General features: G+C 73.0%; 15 protein-coding genes and 4 pseudogenes. 10 read left to right on the top strand and 9 right to left on the bottom strand.

All coding sequences use genetic code 11. The annotated features are described in order from the left end of the window. Positions 1-47: 47 nt before the first annotated feature. The 4 genes and pseudogenes from BJF77_RS22600 to BJF77_RS09120 all read left to right on the top strand — a co-directional run. Positions 48-532, top strand: a pseudogene (locus BJF77_RS22600) (ATP-binding cassette domain-containing protein); the annotation flags it as partial. Further along, the gene (locus BJF77_RS22595; RefSeq protein ID WP_369821382.1) at positions 530-1045 is read left to right on the top strand and encodes an AAA family ATPase; all 516 of its coding nucleotides are present in this window, start codon (positions 530-532) and stop codon (positions 1043-1045) included. The pseudogene BJF77_RS22600 and the gene BJF77_RS22595, both read left to right, overlap by 3 nt. After that, positions 1042-1830 (top strand): ABC transporter permease, encoded by a 789-nt coding sequence (locus BJF77_RS09125; RefSeq protein ID WP_075871949.1) that lies wholly within the window; start codon positions 1042-1044, stop codon positions 1828-1830. Before BJF77_RS22595 ends, BJF77_RS09125 begins: the two co-directional genes overlap by 4 nt. Positions 1831-2065: 235 nt before the next feature. Beyond that, positions 2066-3091, top strand: coding sequence for a heme A synthase (locus tag BJF77_RS09120; RefSeq protein WP_075871948.1), 1026 nt, complete (start codon positions 2066-2068; stop codon positions 3089-3091). A 6-nt stretch (positions 3092-3097) separates the two neighbouring features. Here the strand turns inward: BJF77_RS09120 and BJF77_RS09115 are convergent, their stop codons facing one another. Together BJF77_RS09115 and BJF77_RS09110 are read right to left on the bottom strand one after the other, a co-directional pair. Next, a complete protein-coding gene (locus BJF77_RS09115) occupies positions 3098-4015 on the bottom strand; it encodes a dihydrodipicolinate synthase family protein (protein WP_075871947.1) in 918 nt (305 codons plus the stop codon). A gap of 64 nt (positions 4016-4079) precedes the next feature. Then, a complete protein-coding gene (locus BJF77_RS09110; protein ID WP_075871946.1) occupies positions 4080-4976 on the bottom strand; it encodes a heme o synthase in 897 nt (298 codons plus the stop codon). A 406-nt stretch (positions 4977-5382) separates the two neighbouring features. Here BJF77_RS09110 and tkt point away from each other — a divergent pair. The 6 genes and pseudogenes from tkt to pgl all read left to right on the top strand — a co-directional run bounded on the left by tkt (position 5383) and on the right by pgl (position 14061). After that, positions 5383-7514: pseudogene (gene tkt / locus BJF77_RS09105) on the top strand (transketolase). Between the two features lie 80 nt (positions 7515-7594). Next, positions 7595-8701, top strand: coding sequence for a transaldolase (gene tal / locus BJF77_RS09100; RefSeq protein WP_075871945.1), 1107 nt, complete (start codon positions 7595-7597; stop codon positions 8699-8701). 52 nt (positions 8702-8753) lie between these two features. Beyond that, positions 8754-10364 carry a hypothetical protein gene (locus BJF77_RS09095; protein ID WP_075871944.1) on the top strand — a complete coding sequence of 537 codons (1611 nt, stop codon included), beginning with the start codon at positions 8754-8756 and terminating at the stop codon, positions 10362-10364. Positions 10365-10505: 141 nt separating this feature from the next. Beyond that, positions 10506-12044 carry a glucose-6-phosphate dehydrogenase gene (gene zwf, locus BJF77_RS09090; RefSeq protein ID WP_075871943.1) on the top strand — a complete coding sequence of 513 codons (1539 nt, stop codon included), beginning with the start codon at positions 10506-10508 and terminating at the stop codon, positions 12042-12044. Next, a pseudogene (locus BJF77_RS09085) lies at positions 12041-12943 on the top strand (glucose-6-phosphate dehydrogenase assembly protein OpcA); the annotation flags it as partial. The gene zwf and the pseudogene BJF77_RS09085, both read left to right, overlap by 4 nt. A 209-nt stretch (positions 12944-13152) precedes the next feature. Then, the gene (gene pgl, locus BJF77_RS09080; RefSeq protein WP_083665051.1) at positions 13153-14061 is read left to right on the top strand and encodes a 6-phosphogluconolactonase; all 909 of its coding nucleotides are present in this window, start codon (positions 13153-13155) and stop codon (positions 14059-14061) included. Here the strand turns inward: pgl and secG are convergent. From secG to rapZ, 7 genes and pseudogenes are all read right to left on the bottom strand, one after another. Continuing rightward, positions 14033-14287, bottom strand: a complete 255-nt coding sequence (gene secG, locus BJF77_RS09075; RefSeq protein ID WP_047805031.1) for a preprotein translocase subunit SecG — start codon at positions 14285-14287, stop codon at positions 14033-14035. The genes pgl and secG overlap by 29 nt on opposite strands. A 70-nt stretch (positions 14288-14357) precedes the next feature. Then, a complete protein-coding gene (gene tpiA / locus BJF77_RS09070; protein ID WP_075871942.1) occupies positions 14358-15173 on the bottom strand; it encodes a triose-phosphate isomerase in 816 nt (271 codons plus the stop codon). Between the two features lie 121 nt (positions 15174-15294). Continuing rightward, positions 15295-16517: pseudogene (pgk, locus tag BJF77_RS09065) on the bottom strand (phosphoglycerate kinase). A 39-nt stretch (positions 16518-16556) separates the two neighbouring features. Continuing rightward, entirely contained in the window at positions 16557-17561 is a 1005-nt protein-coding gene (gap, locus tag BJF77_RS09060; RefSeq protein WP_075871941.1) for a type I glyceraldehyde-3-phosphate dehydrogenase, read from the bottom strand. 245 nt (positions 17562-17806) lie between these two features. Then, positions 17807-18787 (bottom strand): DNA-binding protein WhiA, encoded by a 981-nt coding sequence (gene whiA / locus BJF77_RS09055; protein WP_047805027.1) that lies wholly within the window; start codon positions 18785-18787, stop codon positions 17807-17809. 46 nt (positions 18788-18833) lie between these two features. After that, a complete protein-coding gene (yvcK, locus tag BJF77_RS09050; protein ID WP_075871940.1) occupies positions 18834-19901 on the bottom strand; it encodes a uridine diphosphate-N-acetylglucosamine-binding protein YvcK in 1068 nt (355 codons plus the stop codon). A gap of 31 nt (positions 19902-19932) precedes the next feature. Next, complete coding sequence (rapZ, locus tag BJF77_RS09045) at positions 19933-20856, bottom strand: RNase adapter RapZ (protein WP_075871939.1); 924 nt, start codon at positions 20854-20856, stop codon at positions 19933-19935. Between the last annotated feature and the right edge of the window lie 176 nt (positions 20857-21032).

Genomic DNA, 21032 nt, shown 5'->3' with positions numbered 1-21032 from the left:
GGGACCAAGGGGAACGGGGCGGCGGCGCGCCCCACTACACTGGTCCGGTGCCCGCCCACAGTCCCCCCGCGTCCTCGCCCGCGCTGGCGATCGAGCGCCTCGTCAAACAGTTCCCCGCCCGCCGACGACGCCCCCGCCGGGGTCCGGAGCAGGGGGCGGACGCGGTGCACGCCGTCGACGGCCTCTCCCTGACCGCCCGGCACGGCGAGATCACGGCGCTGCTCGGGCCCAACGGCGCGGGCAAGACCACCACCCTGGAGTGCGCCCAGGGCCTGCAGCGGCCCTCGGCGGGCGCGTCCGGCTGCTCGGGCAGGACCCGTGGCAGGCCGGTCCGGAACTGCGCGCCCGGGTGGGCGTCATGCTCCAGGAGGGCGGACTGCCGCAGGCGGTGCGCCCGCTGGAGCTGCTGCGGCACGTCGCCTCCCTCTACCGCAGCCCGCGGGACATGGACGCGCTCTTGGAGCGGCTCGGCATCAACGGCTTCGACCGCACGGTGGTCCGCCGCCTCTCCGGCGGCCAGCGCCAGCGGGTGGCCCTGGCGGCCGCTCTGGCGGGCAATCCGGAGGTCCTGTTCCTGGACGAGCCCTCGGCCGGGATGGACCCGCAGTCCCGCAACATCGTCTTCGACCTCGTGCAGCAGCTGCGCCGCGAAGGCGTGTGCATCATCCTGACCACGCACCTGCTCGACGACGCCCAGCGGCTGGCCGACCAGGTCTACATCGTCGACCACGGCCGGGTCATGGCCCAGGGCTCCGTGGCCGAGCTGGTGGCCCCCGGCGCGGACGCCCCGGCCGTGCTGGCCCTGACCCTGACCCCCGAACAGTCCGGGGCCGGTCCCTTCCCGTGGGAGGGACCCGGGTTCGAGGACGTGCACGCGAACCGCTCCGACCGCACGGTCACGCTCACCGGCCGGCTCACCCCGGGACAGCTCGAGACGGTGACCCGCTGGTTCACGGCCACCGGGACCCTGCCCGAGTCCCTGTCCCTGCAGCCCCGCACCCTCGAGGACGTCTTCCTCGACATCTCCGGACGGGAGATCCGATGACCGCACCCGCCCAGCCCCGCGCCACGCCCCCGCGCTCGGACCCAGCCCCCCTGGCCCGGCGGGTCGCCGCGCAGTCCCGCTACGAGGCCCTGACCATGCTGCGCAACGGCGAACAGCTGCTGCTGCTGGTGATCCTGCCGCTGATGGCGCTCGTGGCGCTGACCCTCACCGACCTGCTGGACGCCGACGTCCCGCGGGGGCTCACCCGCGTGGACGTGGCGGTGCCGGGCGTGCTCACCCTGTGCGTGCTCTCCAACGCGTTCTCCGGCCAGGGCATCCAGACCGGCTTCGACCGCCGCTACGGCGTGCTGCGCTTCCTCTCGACCACGCCCCTGGGCCGCGGCGGGCTGATCACCGGCAAGCTGGTGGCGATCGTGGCCGTGCTGGCGGTGCAGTACGTGCTCGTCGGGGCCCTCGGCGCCGCCCTGGGGTGGCGCCCGGACCCGGTGGCGGTGCTCGTCTCCGTGCCGGTGCTGCTGCTCGGCGCCGCCGCCTTCACCGGGCTGGGCCTGCTGCTGGCCGGCACCGTACGCGCCGAGGCGACCCTGGCCGTGACCAACCTCGTCTGGGTGGTGCTCGCGGCGGTCGGCGGGACCCTGTTCCCCTCCCGCACGCTGCCGCCGGCGCTGTCCTGGCTGGTGGACCTGCTGCCCTCCGGGGCGCTGGGCACCGCGATGCGGGAGATCTTCCTCACGGGTGGGCCCACGCTGCTGCCGCTGCTGGTGCTCGCCGTCTGGGCCGCCGCCGCGTGGGTCGCCGCGGTGCGCTGGTTCCGCTGGAGCTGACCGCCGGTCCGGTCCCGGACGGGACGGCGCGCCGCCCAGCGGCGCGGAAGGCCCGGCGAGCGGGACGGCCGGGGTGCCGCCGGGCTGCCGCCCGGGATGCCGGGGAGCCGCCGCCCCGTTGCCCGGGGGCGCCGCTCCCCCGTCCGTGCGCTTCCCGCCCGTGCGCGGAGCGGGGCGAAGGCGGATAAACTGGGACGGCAATCGCGCCCGCCGCCCTCCGTCCGGAAGTGAAGCCATGACCCCCGCCAGCGACCCCACCGACGCCGACGTCCGAGCGGACGGCAGGTTCCTGATGCCGACCCGGATCACCCCGTGGGTGCGGTGGATGGCGGTGGCCTCCCTGCTGGCCAACTCGCTGCTGATCCTCACCGGCGGGCTGGTGCGGCTCACCGGCTCCGGCCTGGGCTGCCCCACCTGGCCCCGCTGCACGGACGAGTCCTGGACGAACACCGCCGAGATGGGCCTGCACGGGGTGATCGAGTTCGGCAACCGGCTGCTCACCTTCGTGCTCGCGCTCGTGGCGGTCCTGACGTTCCTGGCCGTGCTGCGGCTGGGCCACCGGCACTGGGACCTGATGCTCATCGCCCTGGTGCTCGGTCTGGCCATCCCGCTGCAGGCCGTGGTCGGAGGAGTGGTCGTCCACACCGGCCTGAACCCGTGGCTCGTGGGCATCCACTACCTGATCTCCAGCGCGATGATCGCCCTGTCCGCCGTTCTGGTGAACCGGACCCGCAGACGCTCCCTGCCGGCCGTCCGCGACGCCGAGCGCCCCGGCCAGGCCCTGAGCCAGCGGCGCCTGATCCGCGCCCTCGTGGTGACCCTCGGTGTGCTCACCGCCCTGATCCTCTACCTGGGGACCCTGGTCACCGGCACCGGTCCGCACAGCGGGGACGACTCCAGCGCCCGGCACGCCTTCGACGCGTACCTGATCACCCGGGCCCACGCGGTGCCGGTGTACCTGATCGTCGTCACCGTGGTCGCGGGGCTGATGCTGGCGCGGCGCCGGCGGTGGCCCGTGCCCGTGGCATCGGCGCTGCACGTGATGCTGGCCGTGCTCGTGCTGCAGGCGCTGATCGGCTACTACCAGTACTTCAACGGCCTGCCGATCGTGGCGGTGGCCCTGCACCTGGTGGGCTCCGCGGCGCTGGTCTGGGCCGCGGCCCGGACCGTGGAGAAGGGCTTCGCGCTCACCCGCACCCCGGACGCGGTCGTGCGCGCCGCCCCGGACCAGCCGGTCGCCGAGGCTCCCGTCCGCGGCTGAGCGGGCTCAGGCCCGCTCGTCGGGGGCCTCGTCGAGCAGCTCCTCGACCGCCTGCGCCAGCCGCTGACGGCTGGCCGAGGGAATGGGCAGCAGCGGCCGCCGGGGCGGGGCCGTGCTCACCCCGCAGACCTCCGCGAGGGCGTAGAGGGAGCTGAGCGGGCGTTCCTGGCGCAGGATCTCCAGCAGCGGGGCCAGAGCGGCCTGCCACATGCGCACGGCCTCCTCGTCGCCCTCGACCACCGCGGCGCGGAAGGCGGCGTACTGGCGCGGCAGCACCGCCGCGATCCCCGAGTGCCACCCGGCGGCGTCCGGCGCCGCCTCGTGCAGCAGCCGCTCCCCGCTGACCCCGTGCGCGGTCCCCGGCTCGGCGAGCTCCGCGAACCGGGCCCGCCGCTCGGCGTACTCGCACGGGGTGCCGGCGGTGTCCTTGAAGGCGTTCACGTTCTCCAGCCAGGACAGCTCGGCCGCGAGCTCCACCGGGTAGCTGAAGCCCGTCGTCGTCGGGTTGTTGTAGACGCACAGCGGCAGGGACACGGCCGCGGCCACCGTCTCCACCTGGTCGGCGATCTCCTGGGACACGAGGGGGATGTAGGACAGGGGGTTGAGCACCAGCCCGTCCGCCCCGCCGTTCTCGGCGGCGTAGGCCATCTCGAGGACCTCGCGGGTGGTCATGGCCGAGATCCCCGCGCCCACCGGCACCCCGGAGCCGCGGGCGGCCTCCACCGCCACGCGCACGACCTCGGCCCGCTCGTCGCCGGAGAGGTACGCGAAGCTCCCCGAGCTGCCCAGCACCACCAGGGAGTCCACCCCGGAGCGGGACAGCCGGCGGACGTAGCGCTCGAGGGACTCCAGGTCCAGCCGGCCGCCCGGCTGGAAGGGGGTGATCGGATAGGCCACGAGCCCGGTGAAGGTCATGCTGAGCATGCGTCCATCCTAGGACCGCCCCGGGGACGGGCCGGTCCCGGGCGGCACGGGCGCAGCGCCGGGCTCAGAGGATGGGGCCGCCCACGAACGGGTCCACGGCCAGGGCGAGGAAGACGAACGTGATGTAGGCGATCGAGCCGTGGAACACGTACATCGCCTGCTTGTCGGTCGGCCGGCCGGCCACGGCGAGGGCGTGCAGCTTGTGGCTGTGCCGCACGAACCACGCGCCCGCGCCGAGGGCGGTCAGCGTGTAGACCCACCCGGCGCCGCCGACCGGCACCAGCAGCAGGGAGCACACCAGCGTGGCCCACGCATAGAGCACCACCTGGCTGCCCACGGTCCGGGCGCTGGAGACGGCCCCCAGCATGGGGACCCCGGCGCGGGAGTAGTCGTCGGCGTACTTCATCGACAGCGGCCAGTAGTGCGGCGGGGTCCACAGGAAGATGAACAGGAAGAGCACGAGGGCCGGCCAGTCTAGGCCGCCCGTCACCGCGGCCCAGCCGATGAGCACGGGCATGCACCCGGCCACCCCGCCCCACACGATGTTCTGGGCGGTGCGCCGCTTCAGGACGATCGAGTAGAACACGGCGTAGAGGAAGATGGCCGCGGCCCCGAGCGCGCCCGCGAGGACGTTGACGCCCACCGCCAGCCACACCACCGAGACGAGCGCCACGACCCAGGCGAACACGAGGGCCTCCCGGTCGGTGACCTCACCGGTGACGAGCGGACGCTTGGCCGTTCGCCGCATCACCCGGTCCTCCTCCCGGTCGATGTAGCAGTTGAACGCCCCGGCGGCCCCCGCGGCGAGCGTGCCGCCCACGAGGGTGTTGAGGATCAGCCAGAAGTCGGGCATGCCCTGCTGGGCGAAGATCATGGTGGGGACGGTCGCGACGAGCAGCAGCTCGATGATCCGCGGCTTCATGAGGGCCACGTAGGCCCGCAGCTTCCGGGAGAACGTCATCCGGCCCCCGGGACGGGAGGCCGCCGCACCACGCTCGTGCTCGGTGCCGAGGACCGGTCCTCCTGCGGTGCTCGACGTCTCGAGTGAGTTCACGAAATCATTGCTCCCGGTTGCGGTGGTGTCCCCCGCTCGGTGCGCGAGGAGGCCCGGCGACCGCGCGTCGCCGACACGGCGACGGTCGGCGCAGCAGCTGCGGGCGCGGAAGAAGGTCCTATACAGCATAGCGCGTGGCGCTGTCCGTTCCCGCCCCGGGAATGCCGGGAACGGGCAGATCGGCAGGCCCGTTCCGGTGGTTCCGGTCACGTCACCGAAATGCGTGTGACCTAAGCTGGACCCAGACCGCCGGTCCGGGACCGGCGTCCGCTGCGCACGGCAGCGGCTCCCAGCAGAAAGGGCTCCGATTTTCGTGACCGATCTCGATGTGAAGCTGAAGTGGACCGAGCAGGACCAGCGCGCCGTGGACACCGTCCGGGTGCTGGCCGCCGACGCGGTGGAGAAGGTGGGCAGCGGGCACCCCGGGACGGCGATGTCCCTGGCCCCGGCGGCGTACCTGCTGTTCCAGAAGGTGATGCGCCACGACCCGCGTGATGACCGGTGGACGGGGCGGGACCGGTTCATCCTCTCCCCCGGGCACACCTCCCTGACCCTGTACCTGCAGCTGTTCCTCTCCGGGTACGGCATGGAGCTCGACGACATCAAGTCGCTGCGCACCTGGGGGTCCAAGACCCCGGGGCACCCGGAGTACCGGCACACCACCGGGGTGGAGATCACCACCGGCCCGCTGGGCCAGGGCCTGGCCTCGGCGGTGGCTTCGCCTACGCCCAGCGCTACACCCGGGGCCTCTTCGACCCCGACGCCCCGGCCGGGGAGTCCCCGTTCGACCACACGGTGTACGTGATCGCCTCCGACGGCGACCTGCAGGAGGGGATCACCTCCGAGGCGTCCTCCCTGGCCGGGGTGCAGGAGCTGGGGAACCTCGTGGTGATCTACGACCAGAACCACATCTCCATCGAGGACGACACCGACGTGGCCTTCACCGAGGACGTGCTCAAGCGCTACGAGGCCTACGGGTGGGACGTGGCCCGGGTGGACTGGACGAAGTCCGGGGACTACGTCGAGGACGTCGAGGAGCTCTACGCGGCGATCCGCGCGGCCAAGGCCGAGACCTCGAAGCCCTCGATGATCGCGCTGCGCACGATCATCGGCTGGCCGGCCCCGACCAAGCAGAACACCGGCGGGATCCACGGCTCCAAGCTCGGGGCCGAGGAGGTCGCCGCCACCAAGGAGATCCTCGGCTTCGACCCGGAGCAGAACTTCCAGGTGGAGGAGGAGGTCCTGGCCCACACGCGCGGGATCCAGGACCGGATGAGCTCCTACCGCCAGGAGTGGGAGCAGAAGTTCGACGACTGGCGGGAGGCCAACCCCGAGCGGGCGGCCCTCTACGACCGGATCCGGGCCGAGGAGCTGCCCGAGAACCACCGGGAGGCGTTCCCCGTCTTCGAGGCGGGCAAGGACGTGGCGACCCGCTCGGCCTCGGGGAAGGTGCTCAACGCCATCGCCGAGACGTTCCCGGAGCTGTGGGGCGGTTCGGCCGACCTGGCCGGGTCCAACAACACCACCATCGAGTCCGCGGCCTCCTTCATCCCGGAGGCCCGCTCCACGAACAAGTGGACGGGCCACCCCTACGGGCGGGTGCTGCACTTCGGGATCCGTGAGCACGCCGCGGCGGCGATCGTCAACGGCATCACCATGTCCTCACAGACGAGGGCGTTCTCCGGGACGTTCCTGATCTTCTCGGACTACCAGCGCCCGGCCGTGCGGCTCGGGGCCCTGATGAAGGTCCCCTCGATCTACGTGTGGACCCACGACTCGATCGGTCTGGGCGAGGACGGGCCCACCCACCAGCCGGTGGAGCAGCTCTCGGCCCTGCGCGCGATCCCGGGACTGGACGTGGTCCGTCCGGCCGACGCCAACGAGACCGCAATCGCCTGGCGCACGATCCTGGAGGGGCACGAGCGCCCCGCCGGGATCGCGCTGACCCGTCAGAACGTGCCGACCTTCGCCCGCCAGGACCTCCACCCCGAGGCCGAGGGCGAGAAGTTCGCCTCCGCCGAGGGCACCGCCCGCGGCGGGTACGTGCTGGCCGACTCCGAGGGCACCCCGGACGTGGTGCTGATCGGCACCGGCTCCGAGGTGTCCCTGGCGGTGGAGGCCCGCGAGCTGCTCAAGGAGCAGGGGGTCGCCGCCCGGGTGGTCTCCATGCCGTGCCGGGAGTGGTTCGACGCCCAGGACGCCGACTACCGCGAGTCCGTGATCCCGGCCGCCGTGAAGGCCCGGGTCTCGGTGGAGGCCGGGATCGCCATGTCCTGGCGGGACCTGATCGGCGACGCCGGGCGGGCGGTGTCCCTGGAGCACTTCGGGGAGTCGGCCGACTACGAGACCCTCTACCGCGAGTTCGGCATCACCGCCGAGGCGGTGGTCGCGGCCGCCCAGGACTCCCTCACCGCCGCTCAGGAGTCCGTCTCCGCGAACCGCTGACCCGCGGCGCGCACCGACCGAGCACCTTCCGCGCAGCGCGTGCCCCGCACGCGCTGCCCCGAACACGAGGACTGACACACATGACCACCCCCACCCAGAAGCTCTCCGACGCCGGCGTCTCGATCTGGCTCGACGACCTCTCCCGCGAACGCCTGGCCTCCGGTGGGCTGCAGCGGCTGATCGACGAGAAGGACGTCGTGGGCGTGACCACCAACCCCACGATCTTCGCCGCCGCCCTCGCCGCCCACGACGCCTACGAGGACCAGGTCAAGGAGCTCGCCGCGGCCGGCACCGACGTCGACGAGGCCGTGCTGGCCATCACCACCGACGACGTCCGCGACGCCTGCGACCTGTTCGCCCCGATCGCCGAGGCCACCCAGGGCGTGGACGGGCGGGTGTCCATCGAGGTGGACCCGCGCCTGGCCCAGGACGCGGACGCGACCGCGGCCATGGCCCAGCGCCTGTCGACGACCATCGGCCGGGACAACGCGCTGATCAAGATCCCGGCCACCGAGGCCGGGCTGCCCTCGATCACCGCGACCATCGCCGAGGGGATCTCCGTGAACGTGACGCTGATCTTCTCCCTGGAGCGCTACCGAGCGGTCGTCAACGCCTACCTGCTGGGCCTGGAGCAGGCCCTGGAGAACGGCAAGGACCTGGCCGGGATCCACTCCGTGGCCTCCTTCTTCGTCTCGCGCGTGGACGCCGAGATCGACAAGCGCCTGGACGCGGTCGGCACCGAGGAGGCCGAGGGCCTGAAGGGCCGGGCCGGCCTGGCCAACGCCCGCCTCGCCTACCAGGTCTTCGAACAGTCCCTGGACACCGAGCGCTGGGCGCGCCTGGCCGCGGCCGGGGCGAACCCGCAGCGGCCGCTGTGGGCCTCGACCGGGGTGAAGGACCCGTCCCTGCCGGACACCCTGTACGTCGCCGGCCTGGTGGCCCCGAACACCGTGAACACCATGCCGGAGAAGACCCTCGAGGCGACCTTCGACCACGCCGAGATCACCGGCGACACGATCACCGGCACCTACGAGGAGTCCAACGAACTCCTGGACCGGATCGCCGGCGTGGGGATCTCCTACGACGAGGTCGTGGAGAAGCTCGAGGCCGAGGGACTGACCAAGTTCGAGGACTCCTGGGCGGAACTGCTCGAGACGGTCCGCACCGCCCTCGACAACGCCCGCTGAGCCGGAGCGTCCCACGCCCGTACCGCCCTGCCCGACCCGAAGAAGGAGACCCATGAGTTCCCTGTCCGTCCAGACCTCCGGCGCGGCCCGCGAGGCCGTCGACCGGCACGTCCCCGCGCTCGTGGGCGACGGGTTCGCCTCGAAGCTCTTCGCCCAGGACCCCACGCTGTGGGGCGCCGCGGCCGAGGAGGAGTCCGCCAAGCGGCTGGGCTGGGTGGAGGCGGCCGAGGTCTCCCGTCCGCTGGTCGCCCAGATCACCGCCCTGCGGGAGGAGTTCGCCGCCGAGGGGGTGGACCGGTTCGTGCTGGCCGGCATGGGCGGGTCCTCCCTGGCCCCCGAGGTGATCACCCGCACCGCGGGCGTCGAGCTGTTCGTGCTCGACTCCACGGACCCGGAGATGGTCGGCGCGGCCCTGGCCGACCGGCTGGAGCGGACCGCGATCGTGGTCTCCTCGAAGTCCGGCTCCACCGTGGAGACGGACTCGGCCCGCCGGGTCTTCGCCCGGGCGTTCGAGGAGGCCGGGATCGACGCCGCCTCGCGCATCGTGGTGGTCACCGACCCCGGCTCCCCCATGGAGTCCTCGGCCCGGGAGGCCGGCTACCGCCGCGTCTTCACCGCCGACCCGACCGTGGGCGGGCGCTTCTCCGCGCTCACCGCGTTCGGGCTGGTCCCCTCCGGCCTGGCCGGGGTGGACGTGGAGGCGCTGCTGGACGACGCCGACGAGGCCGCCGAGGTGCTGCGCGAGGACGCCGAGGACAACCCCGCCCTGCACCTGGGGGCGGCCCTGGGCGGCACGGAGCCCCTGCGCAACAAGCTGGTCTTCCGGGACCTCGGCTCCGGGATCGCCGGGTTCGCCGACTGGGCGGAGCAGCTGATCGCGGAGTCCACGGGCAAGGAGGGCAAGGGCGTGCTGCCCGTCGTCGTCGGCGACGGCGACGCCCCGGAGGCCGGCGCCGCCGACGTCCTCGTGGTGGAGCTCGTCGCCGAGGACGCCGAGGAGGCGCCGCAGGGCGACGTCGTCCGGGTGGCCGGGTCCCTCGGCTCGCAGCTGATGCTGTGGGAGGTCGCCACCGCGGTCGCCGGGCGTCTGCTGGGCATCAACCCGTACGACCAGCCGGACGTGGAGTCGGCCAAGAACGCGACCCGGGCGCTGCTCGCGGACAAGCCGAAGCCGACGCAGGCCGACGTCGTCGACGGGCCGGTGGAGATCCGCGGCGCGCAGGAGCTGCTCGACGGCACCCGCACGGTCGAGGACGCCCTCGGCCGGCTGCTCGCCCAGCTGCCGGAGACCGGCTACCTGTCCGTGCAGGCCTACTTCGACCGGCTGACCTGGGCGGACCTGGAGGACGTCCGCCCGCTCCTCGCCCGGGCCACGGGCCGGCCCGTCACCTTCGGGTGGGGCCCGCGGTTCCTGCACTCCACCGGCCAGTACCACAAGGGCGGCCCGGCCGAGGGCGTGTACCTGCAGATCACCGCCGCCTCGGGGACGGACCTGGACATCCCGGACAGCCCGTTCAGCTTCGGCGAGCTGATCTCCGCGCAGGCCGACGGGGACGCCCAGGTCCTCGCCGACCACGGCCGCCCGGTGCTGCGGCTGCGGCTCACCGACCGCGCCGAGGGCGTGGCGCGGCTGCGGCAGGCGGTCGAGGCCCTCGGCCGGTAGCCGGGCGGGGCGACCCGCGACGCTGTCCTAGAATGGGAGGACGCCACGGTCGGCGCGGGACGCCCCGCGCCGGCCGTTGTGCGTGGAGGAGCTCGAGGGCGGCGCCCGCCCGCGGGCCCGCAAAGACGTGAAGGAGTACCGTTGCCAGACAACAATGCCCGCAATCCTCTGCGGGACCCGAGGGACAGACGGCTCGAGCGGGTCGCCGCCCCGTCGGCGCTCGTGCTCTTCGGCGTGACCGGCGACCTCGCGAAGAAGAAGCTGCTGCCGGCGATGTACGACCTCGTGAACCGGGGGCTGCTGCCGCCGTCGTTCGCGCTCGTCGGGTTCGGCCGCCGCGACTGGTCCCACGAGCAGTTCCGCGAGGTCGTGCGGGAGTCCGTCGAGGCCCACGCCCGCACCCCCTTCCAGGAGGACGTGTGGCGCCAGTTCTCCTCCGGGGTGCGGTTCGTGCGCGGGGAGTTCGACGAGGACAAGGCCTACGAGGCGCTCAAGGCGACCCTCAAGGAGCTCGACGTCCACGCCGGGACGCGCGGCAACCACGCCTTCTACCTCTCCATCCCGCCCAAGGCGTTCGAGACGGTGTGCCAGCAGCTCGCCGACCACGGGCTCGCCCAGCACGAGAACGCCGCCGGGTGGCGCCGCGTGGTGATCGAGAAGCCCTTCGGCCACGACCTCGCCTCCGCGTCCGAGCTCAACGCCATCGTCGAGCGGGTGTTCCCGGCCGACTCGGTGTTCCGCATCGACCACTACCTGGGCAAGGAGACGGTGCAGAACATCCTGGCCCTGCGCTTCGCCAACCAGATGTTCGAGCCGCTGTGGAACTCCCGGTACGTGGACCACGTGCAGATCACCATGGCCGAGGACATCGGCATCGGCTCCCGCGCGGGCTACTACGACGGCGTGGGCGCGGCCCGCGACGTCATTCAGAACCACCTCCTGCAGCTGCTGGCCCTGACCACCATGGAGGAGCCGCTGTCCTTCCAGGCCCACCACATGCGCGCGGAGAAGGCCAAGGTGCTCGCCTCCGTCGTGGTCCCGGAGGACCTGGCGGCGGCCTCGGCGCTCGGCCAGTACGAGGCCGGGCTGCAGGGCGGGCAGCGCGTGCGGGCCTTCCACCAGGAGCAGGACATCCCGGACGACTCCCGCACCGAGACCTACGCGGCGCTGCGCCTGGAGATCAACAACCGCCGCTGGGCGGGCGTGCCGTTCTACCTGCGCGCCGGCAAGCGCCTGGGCCGGCGCGTCACCGAGATCGCGGTGCAGTTCAAGAACTCCCCCAACCTGCTGTTCGGGGACAACGGGCACGAGGCGCTCGGGCAGAACGTCATCGTGATCCGGATCCAGCCCGACGAGGGCGTGACCATCCGGCTGGGCTCCAAGGTGCCCGGGACGCAGTCGGAGATCCGCGACGTCACCATGGACTTCGGCTACGGCCACTCGTTCACGGAGTCCAGCCCCGAGGCCTACGAGCGCCTCATCCTCGACGTGCTGCTCGGGGAACCCCCGTTGTTCCCGGACCACGAGGAGGTCGAGCTGTCCTGGCGCATCCTCGACCCCTTCGAGGAGTGCTGGACGGAGCAGGAGATCAAGCCGGAGCCGTATGCGCCGGGGTCCTGGGGACCCGACGCCGCCGACGAGCTGCTGGCCCGCGACGGACGCGTCTGGAGGCGACCGTGATCGTTTCGATGGAGAACACCACCACCTCGGCCATCGACAAGAAGCTGAGCCAGCTGAGGGACCAGCACGGCGTCGTGACGCTGGGCCGGGTGCTCACGCTCGTGATCCTCGCCCAGGCCGGGCACTCGGAGGCCGCGCTGGAGGCCGCGAACTTCGCCAGCCACGAGCATCCCTGCCGGATCCTCGTGCACGTGGCGCACTCCTCGTCGGAGGAGACCCGGCTGGACGCCCAGCTGCGCATGGGCGGGGACGCCGGGGCCTCGGAGGTGATCGTGCTGCACGGCTACGGCGAGCTGGCCGAGCCCACCGAGACCCTGTTCTCGGCGCTGCTGCTGCCGGACGCGCCCATCGTCGCCTGGTGGCCGCACACCGTGCCGCCGCCCTCGCCGCACACCTCCTCGATCGCCGGGATCGCCCACCGCCGGATCATGGACTCCGCGCGCAGCGACGACGCCTACGAGACCCTCGCGGAGCTGCACCGGCGGTACGTCCCGGGCGACACCGACCTCGCCTGGACGCGGGTCACCAACTGGCGGATCCAGCTCGCGGCGGTCCTCGACCAGGCCGACCCCGCGCCCGTGCGCGAGGTCGTCGTCGAGGGCTGCGGCCGCTCCCCCAGCGTGGTGCTGCTCGGCACCTGGCTGGGCACCCGGCTCGACGCCGAGGTGACCTTCGTGAACAACCCCGGTCCCCGCCGCCTGGACCGCGTCACGCTGGTGCGGGACGACGGCGAGATCGTGCTCGAGCGGCCCGGGCGCACGGTCGCCTGGCTCCGCCAGCCGGGCCAGCCGGACCAGCAGATCGCCATGCCGGTGCGGGACCTCAACGCCTGCATCGCCGAGGAGCTGCGCCGCCTGGACCCGGACGAGGTGTACGGCGAGGTGCTGACCACCGGGCTGCGCGACGTCCGGGTCGCCCAGATCGTCGACACCGCCGGGGAGCTGGCGCCCGGGGCGGCGCGGTTCCTGGCCGAGCACGGCGGCGGCCGGGCCGACGGGGAACAGCCGGCGGCCCCGGCCGGGGCCGCCCCGGCGGACCCCGGGACCGCTGTCCCGGCGTCCGAGCCGGTCGCGCAGGCCGCATCCACCGCCCCCGGGGAGGACCGCGCGTGAGCCCCGCAGCCGAGACGGTCCCCCACCCGGACAAGGACACGCTGGCCGCGGAGAGCGCCGAGCGGGCCCTGGCCGTCCTCGCGGAGGCGCAGCAGGAGCGCGGGGAGGCCACGGTCGTCCTGACGGGCGGGAGCATGGGCGCCGCCGTGCTCGCCGCGCTCGGCGCCTCGCCCCGCCGCACCGAGGTCGACTGGTCGCGGGTGAACGTCTGGTGGTCGGACGAACGGTTCGTGGCCGAGGACAGCCCCGAGCGCAACTGCGTCCAGGCCGTGGAGGCCCTCGGCGGCGCCCTGACCCTGAACCCGGACCGGGTGCACTACATGGGCAGCGCCGACGAGTTCGCCACGGCGGAGGAGGCCGCCCTCGACTACCGTCGCGAGCTCGCCGCCGCGGCCGACGCGGAGCAGCGCGCGGAGGCCTTCCCCGTCTTCGACCTCTCCCTGCTGGGCCTGGGGCCGGACGGCCACGTGGCGTCCCTGTTCCCCGGCCTGCGGCACGTCCACGAGAGCGGGGCCACCGTGGTCGCGGTGCACGGCTCCCCCAAGCCCCCGCCGGACCGGATCAGCATGACCCTGCCGCTCGTCAACGCGGCGCGGCGGGTCTGGTTCCTGGTGGCCGGGGCGGACAAGGCCGAGGCCGTCGCGGCCGTGCGGGCCGGCGCCCCGCTGGAGCGCACGCCCGGCGCCGGGGTCCGCGGGACCGAGGAGACGCTGCTGCTCGTGGCCCGGGACGCGCTCGGGCGGCTCGAGCGGCGGCCGCCGCCACCCAGTAAAGCGACCCGGCCCCGGGTTCCCCGGCCGATCACGGAACGTCGTGGTCGGCCGGGAACCCGGGGCCGGTTGCGTGCGGAGCGCGCTCAGCCGGTGCGGAACCGGGTCAGGCGGCGACCTCGGCGAAGCGCATGACCAGCGCGTAGGCAGCGATGGACAGCGCCCACACCACGGCGGTGCCGGTGGTGAGCCGGATGAGGTTCTTCTGGGCCACCCCGGAGGTGTTGAGCGACTGGGTCATCCCGCCGCCGAACATGTCGGAGAGCCCGCCGCCCTTGCCCTTGTTCAGGAGCACGAGCAGGACGGCCAGGAGGCTGGTGATCACGATGATCGCCAGGAGCACGGTCTGCAGAATTTCCACTGGGGCCTTCCCTCGGGGTGTCCGTCGAGCAGCCGCGCCGGGCGGGGCGCGGACGGTCAGGGGGTCGTGATCAGTCGGTCACGAGGTGTTGCTCGAACCTGGCAATGCTAGCAAACTCCTGCGCGTCGAGGCTGGCGCCGCCGACCAGCACGCCGTCCACGTCCTTGCCCTGCAGGATCGCCCCGGCGTTGGCGGCCTTCGCCGACCCGCCGTAGAGGATGCGGGTCTTCGCGGCGGTCGCCTCGTCGTAGAGCCCGGCGAGCTCCGCGCGGATGGCCGCGGCCATCTCCTGGGCGTCGCCGGGGCCGGCGACCTCGCCGGTGCCGATCGCCCAGACCGGCTCGTAGGCCACGACGAGCTCGGCCACCCGCTCCGCGTCGAGTCCGGCGATGGAGCCGCGCAGCTGCTCGAGGGTGAACGCGACATGGTCCCCGGCCTGGCGGACCTCGAGGCCCTCGCCCACGCACAGCACCGGGACGAGGCCGTGGCGGTGGGCGGCGCCGATCTTGGCGTTGCACTGCTCGTCGGTCTCGCCGTGGATCGTGCGGCGCTCCGAGTGGCCCACGAGCACGTAGGTGCAGCCGAGCTTGGCCAGGAACTGCCCGGAGATGTCGCCGGTGTAGGCGCCGGAGTCCTTGTCGGAGAGGTCCTGGGCGCCGTAGACCACGCGCAGGTCGTCGCCGTCGACGAGGCTCTGCACCGAGCGCAGGTCGGTGAACGGCGGGAAGACCGCCACCTCGGCGCGGGAGTAGTCGTGCTTGGCGTCGTCCAGGGTCCACGCGAGCTTCTGCAGCAGCGTGATGGCCTGGGCGTGGTCCATGTTCATCTTCCAGTTGCCCGCGATCAGCGGCGTGCGGTCGAACTGTCCGTTGGTCTGCGAAGTCATCGGGGAACTCCTGTCCGCGGCGGGTGCGCCGCTCGTCGTGCGGGTCGGCAGTGGTGCGCTGGGCCGGAAGGGCACCCAGGCCGTGCGGGCCGGGGTGCCCTTCCGCGGTGGTGCGTGCGGGTCAGGCGCCGAGGGCGACGACCCCGGGCAGCTCCTTGCCCTCGATGAACTCGAGGGAGGCTCCGCCGCCGGTGGAGATGTGGCCGAACTGGTCGTCGCGGAAGCCCAGGTTGCGCACCGCCGAGGCGGAGTCTCCGCCGCCGATCACGCTCATGGCGTCCGCGGCGACGATGGCCTCGGCGACCTCCCGGGTGCCGGCGGCGAACGCGTCCATCTCGAACACGCCCATGGGGCCGTTCCAGAAGATGGTGCGCGCGGCCTTGATCCGCTCGGCGAACAGCGCCGCCGAGGCGGGGCCGATGTCCAGGCCGAGGCCGGAGGCCCCGATCTCGCCGCCCACGATGTCCTCCACGGGACGGGTCTCGTGCGCCGCGTCGGCGGCGAACGCCGCCGCGTACACGACGTCCACGGGCAGCACGATCTCCGTGCCGGCGGCGGCGGCCTTCTCGAGGTAGCCCTTGACGGTCTCGATCTGGTCCTCCTCCAGCAGCGACCCGCCGACGCGGTGGCCCTGGGCCGCCAGGAACGTGAAGACCATCCCTCCGCCGATGAGCAGGGAGTCGGCCTTGCCGATGAGGTTCTCGATCACGGCGAGCTTGTCGGAGACCTTGGAGCCGCCCATGACGACCACGAACGGCCGCTCCGGGTCCTGGACGACCTTCGTGAGCACGTCGAGCTCCCGCTTGACCAGGTCGCCTGGTAGGCCGGGAGCCGGTGGGCGATGTCGAAGACGGAGGCGTGCTTGCGGTGCACCGCCCCGAACGCGTCGTCCACGTAGGCCCCGCCCTCACCCGTCAGGGCGGCGAGCTCGTCCGCGAAGGCGCCGCGCTCGGCGTCGTCCTTCGAGGTCTCCCGGGGGTCGAAGCGCACGTTCTCGAGCACCAGCACCTCGCCGTCGGCCAGGGCTCCGGCCTTGTCCCGGGCGTCCGGGCCGACGACGTCGGTGGCGACCCGCACCGGCACGTCGGCCAGGTCGGCCAGGCGCTGCCCGGCGGGGGCGATCGAGTACTTCGGGTCGACCTCCCCCTTCGGGCGGCCCAGGTGCGCCATCACGATGACGCGGGCCCCGGCGTGGGCGAGCTTCTCGATGACCGGCAGCGAGGCGCGGACGCGTCCGTCGTCGGTCACCGCGAAGCCGTCCAGCGGGACGTTGAGGTCCGAGCGGACCAGGACGCGGCGTCCGGCGACGCCGTCGGCGATCAGTTCGTCAAGTGCATGAGCCATGCCACTCACCCTACCCCGGGGCCGCCGCGCCGCCGCCGCTCAGAGCTGGTCGCCGACGTGCTGGACGACGTTGACGAGCCGGGAGGTGTAGCCCCACTCGTTGTCGTACCAGGCGATGACCTTGACCTGGTTGTCGATGACCTTCGTCAGCGGGGCGTCGAAGATCGTGGAGATGCTGTCGCCCTGGATGTCCGAGGAGACGATGGGGTCCTCGGTGTACTTGACGATGCCCTTCATGGGGCCCTCGGCGGCCTCCTTCATGGCGGCGTTGACGGCCTCGACGGAGACCTCCTGGGACGCCTCGAAGGTCAGGTCGACCACGGAGCCGGTGGGCACCGGGACGCGCACGGCGAAGCCGTCCAGCTTGCCCTTGAGCTCCGGCAGCACCAGGCCGACGGCGGCGGCAGCGCCGGTGGTGGTGGGCACCATGTTCAGGGCGGCGGCGCGGGCCCGGCGCAGGTCCGAGTGCGGGCCGTCCTGCAGGTTCTGGTCCGCGGTGTAGGCGTGGATGGTGGTCATCAGGCCGCGCTCGATGCCGAACGCGTCGTTGAGCACCTTGGCCATCGGGGCGAGGCAGTTGGTGGTGCAGGAGGCCGCCGAGACGATGTTCATCGACGCGGAGTCGTAGGAGTCCAGGTTCACGCCCGGCACGAAGGTGCCGTCGATATCCTTGCCCGGTGCGGACAGGACGACCTTCTTGGCGCCGCCGTCCAGGTGGGCCTTGGCCTTGCTGCCGTTGGTGAAGCGGCCGGTGGACTCGACGACGACGTCCACGCCCAGGTCGCCCCAGGGCAGCTTCGCGGGGTCCGGCTCGGCGAGGAACGTGATCTGCTGGCCGTCGACGGTCATGCCGTCGCCGTTCAGGGCGACCTCACCGGGGTAGCGGCCCATGATGGAGTCGTACTTGAAGAGGTGGACCAGGGTCTCCGGGTCCGTGAGGTCGTTGACCGCCACGACCTCGATGTTGTTGCCCTGCTCGCGCGCCGCGCGGAGGAAGTTGCGTCCGATGCGTCCGAAGCCGTTGATTCCCACTCGAATGGTCACTGGGTTCTCCTGTGTTGGTCGGGATCTGGATCGATGAACCGCGTCTATTCTACGTGGTTATCGATGGGTTGTCTTGGGGTCATGAAAGATTCAACCCAAATTCATTCCAAAACCCACACAAAACCACATTCTGGTGTCCAGGGCATCGGAAACCCACGGAGAGGCAGATCGAGCCCGGACCGCACCACGCCGGGGCGGGCGGGTCTCCCCCGCCGGCCCCGGCGGTGCAGCATCTCGGACGGCGCTCAGGACGGCATGGCGTCCGCGGCCACCCCCGCGTCCGTGCCCGGGATCCCCAGCTCCTCGGCCCGGCGGTCCGCCATGGCCAGCAGCCGGCGGATCCGGCCGGCGACCGCGTCCTTGGTCAGCGGGGGGTCGGCCAGCCGGCCGAGCTCGTCCAGGCTCGCCTGCTTGTTGGACAGCCGCAGCTCCCCCGCCTGCCGCAGGTGCTCGGGGACCTCGTCGCCGAGGATCTCCAGCGCCCGCTCCACCCGGGCGCCGGCGGCGACGGCGGCCTGGGCGGAGCGGCGGAGGTTGGCGTCGTCGAAGTTGGCGAGCCGGTTGGCGGTGGCCCGGACCTCCTTGCGCATCCGGCGGTCCTCCCACTGCAGCAGCGTCTGGTGGGCGCCCATCCGGGTGAGCAGCGCCGCGATCGCGTCACCGTCGCGCACGACCACCCGGTCCACCCCCCGGACCTCGCGGGCCTTCGCGAGCACCCCGAGCCGGCGGGCCGCGCCCACCAGCGCCAGGGCGGCCTCGGGCCCGGGGCAGGTGAACTCCATCGCGGCGGAGCGGCCGGGCTCCGTGAGGGAGCCGTGGGCGAGGAAGGCGCCGCGCAGCACGGCCTCGGCGTCGGCCACGGCCCCGTTGACCACGGCCGGCGGCAGCCCGCGCACCGGGCGCCCGCGCGAGTCCAGCAGCCCGGTGCGCCGGGCGAGGGCCTCACCGTCCTGGACGACGCGCACCACGTACGAGCTGCCGCGGCGCAGTCCGCCGCCGGAGACGACCACGATCTCGCTCTCGTGGCCGAAGACCTCGGCGATCGCCCGGCGCGCCCGGCGCGCCGTGGCGCCGAGGTCGACCTCCGCCTCGACGACGATGCGTCCCGAGACGATGTGCAGTCCGCCCGCGAAGCGCAGCAGGGCCGACAGCTCGGCGCGCCGTTCCGAGGACTTCTTGATCTCGAGGCGGGACAGTTCTTCCTTGACCGATGACGTCAGGGCCACGCGGTTCCTTTCCTGGGGACTCTGGATGTGGGGCGGTGCGGGCGGCTCAGCGGTGGCGCTCGAAGATCTCCTGGTAGGCGGCCGCGAGCCGGAGGGTGTTGTGCACGGCGGTGCCGGGGTGGGCCCGGACGTCGGCGTAGAAGACCTCGGCGCCCAGGGACGCGGCGACCTCCTCGAGGTCGGCACCGTCCTCGGTGGCGGAGGGGTCGGCCAGCACGACGTCGAGGGTCAGGTCGGGGCAGTAGGCGTGCAGGACCCGCAGGTGGTCGGCCGCGGTCTTGCCCTGGGTCTCGGTGTCCGGGGACAGGTTCAGCGTGACGCAGCGGCGGGCCGCGGAGTCGCAGATGGCCCGGCGCAGCTCCGGCAGCAGCAGGTGCGGCAGCACGGAGGTGTGCCAGGATCCCGGTCCCAGGATCACCCAGTCCGCGAGCCCGACCGCCTCCACGGCCTGCGGGCACGCCGGGGCGTCGGGCGGGACGAGGCGCACGTTGCCCACGTCGGCCTGCTTGGCGAGCACCGCCTGCCCCGTGATCGTGCGGACCGCGCCCGGGTCCGCCGGGCGGCCGGGGGTCCCGGCGCCGGGCACGTCCCCGGCGATGACCAGCGGCTGCGTGGACATCGGCAGCACCCGGCCGCGGGCGCCCAGCAGGGCACCGGCCCACTCGAGGCCGGCCACCGGGTCCCCCAGCAGCTCCCACAGCGTGACGATCAGCAGGTTGCCCAGGGCGTGGTTGTCCAGGGTCGTGGCCCGGCCCAAGGCGCTGCTGAAGCGGTGCTGCATGACGTCGCGCCACGTCCGGCCCCACTCCGAGTCGTCGCACAGGGCGGCGAGGGCCATCCGCAGGTCCCCCGGGGGCAGGACACCGAGCTCGTCGCGCAGCCGGCCGGAGGAGCCGCCGTCGTCGGCGACCGTCACGACGGCGGTGAGCAGCGGGGTGATGCGCCGCAGTGCGGCGAGGTTGGCCGAGAGCCCGTGCCCGCCGCCGAGGGCCACCACGGAGGGGCTCTCGTCGCCGGGGCGCCGCCCGGACGGGTCCGGGGTGTGGTGCGGGTCGGCCTCGGCGCGGCTGCTCAGCGGCAGCCGGGGGAACGCGCCGGTGGGGGGAATGGTCATCGAGGGTCCAAAGGGGGTCAGGGCTGGCCGGTCACTCCCGGCCCACGTCCCGGTGCTGGATGTTGACGGTCACGAGCGGCAGCTTGGCGAGCCTGCGGGCCACCTCCTCGCTGACGGCCACGGAGCGGTGCTTCCCGCCCGTGCAGCCGATCGCGATGGTGGCGTAGTGCTTGTTCTCCGTACGGTACCCCGCGAAGACCGGCTCCAGCATCGAGACGAAGCGGTCCACGAACTGCCGGGGCCCCTCGTCCTGGAAGACGTAGTCCCGCACCTCGGGGTCCTTGCCGGTGCGGGGCCGCAGGGACGGGACCCAGTGCGGGTTCGGGATGAAGCGGACGTCGGCCACGTAGTTCGCGTCCGCCGGGACCCCGTACTTGAAGCCGAAGCTGAGCACGGTCAGGCGCAGCACCACGGGCCCGTTGGTGGAGAAGAGGTCGGCCACGGCCTTGGACAGGGCGTGCACGTTGAACCCGGAGGTGTCCAGCACTACGTCGGCCGACTCCCGCAGGTCCGTCAGCAGGGCCCGCTCCGCCCGGATCCCGTCCAGGATCCGGCCGCCGGCCTGGAGGGGGTGGGGCCGGCGCTGGTGCTCGTAGCGCGAGACCAGCACCTCGTCGGCCGCGTCCAGGAACAGCACGGAGAAGTCGACGTCGGAGGCCTCCAGGGCCGCGAGCGTCTCCTTCATGTCGTTGAACAGCGCCTTGCCGCGGACGTCGATCACCACGGCCAGCTTCGGCAGGGCCTGCGGGGTGCGGGAGACGAGGTCCGCGAGGGTGTGCAGCATCTGCGGCGGCAGGTTGTCGACCACGTACCAGCCGAGGTCCTCCAGGGCGTTGGCGGCGGTGCTGCGCCCGGCCCCGGACATGCCGGTGACGATGAGCAGCTCCGAGCTCGTGGGCTTGGCGTGGTCCGTTCCGTCCGCGGCCGTGTCCGTGCCGGCGGTGTGCTCGCTCATGTCCGATCCGTCTCCCGTCGTCCTGCCTCGGCCTGCCCTCACGTGTTCTGCTCCGGACCGTCCCGTCCCGTGCCGTCCGGCCGCGGGCCGCCCCGCCCGGGACGGTGGCCCGCCGCCCGTGCCCGCGGCGGTCCGTTCCAGCCTAACCGGGTTCGCGGCCCGGGCCGGCCGTCACG

This window comes from Kocuria sp. CNJ-770 (assembly GCF_001942375.1).
Taxonomy (GTDB): Bacteria; Actinomycetota; Actinomycetes; order Actinomycetales; family Micrococcaceae; genus Kocuria; species Kocuria oceani.
Note: the sequence above shows the minus strand (reverse complement) of the source record. Positions and strands in the feature narration are given on the sequence as shown.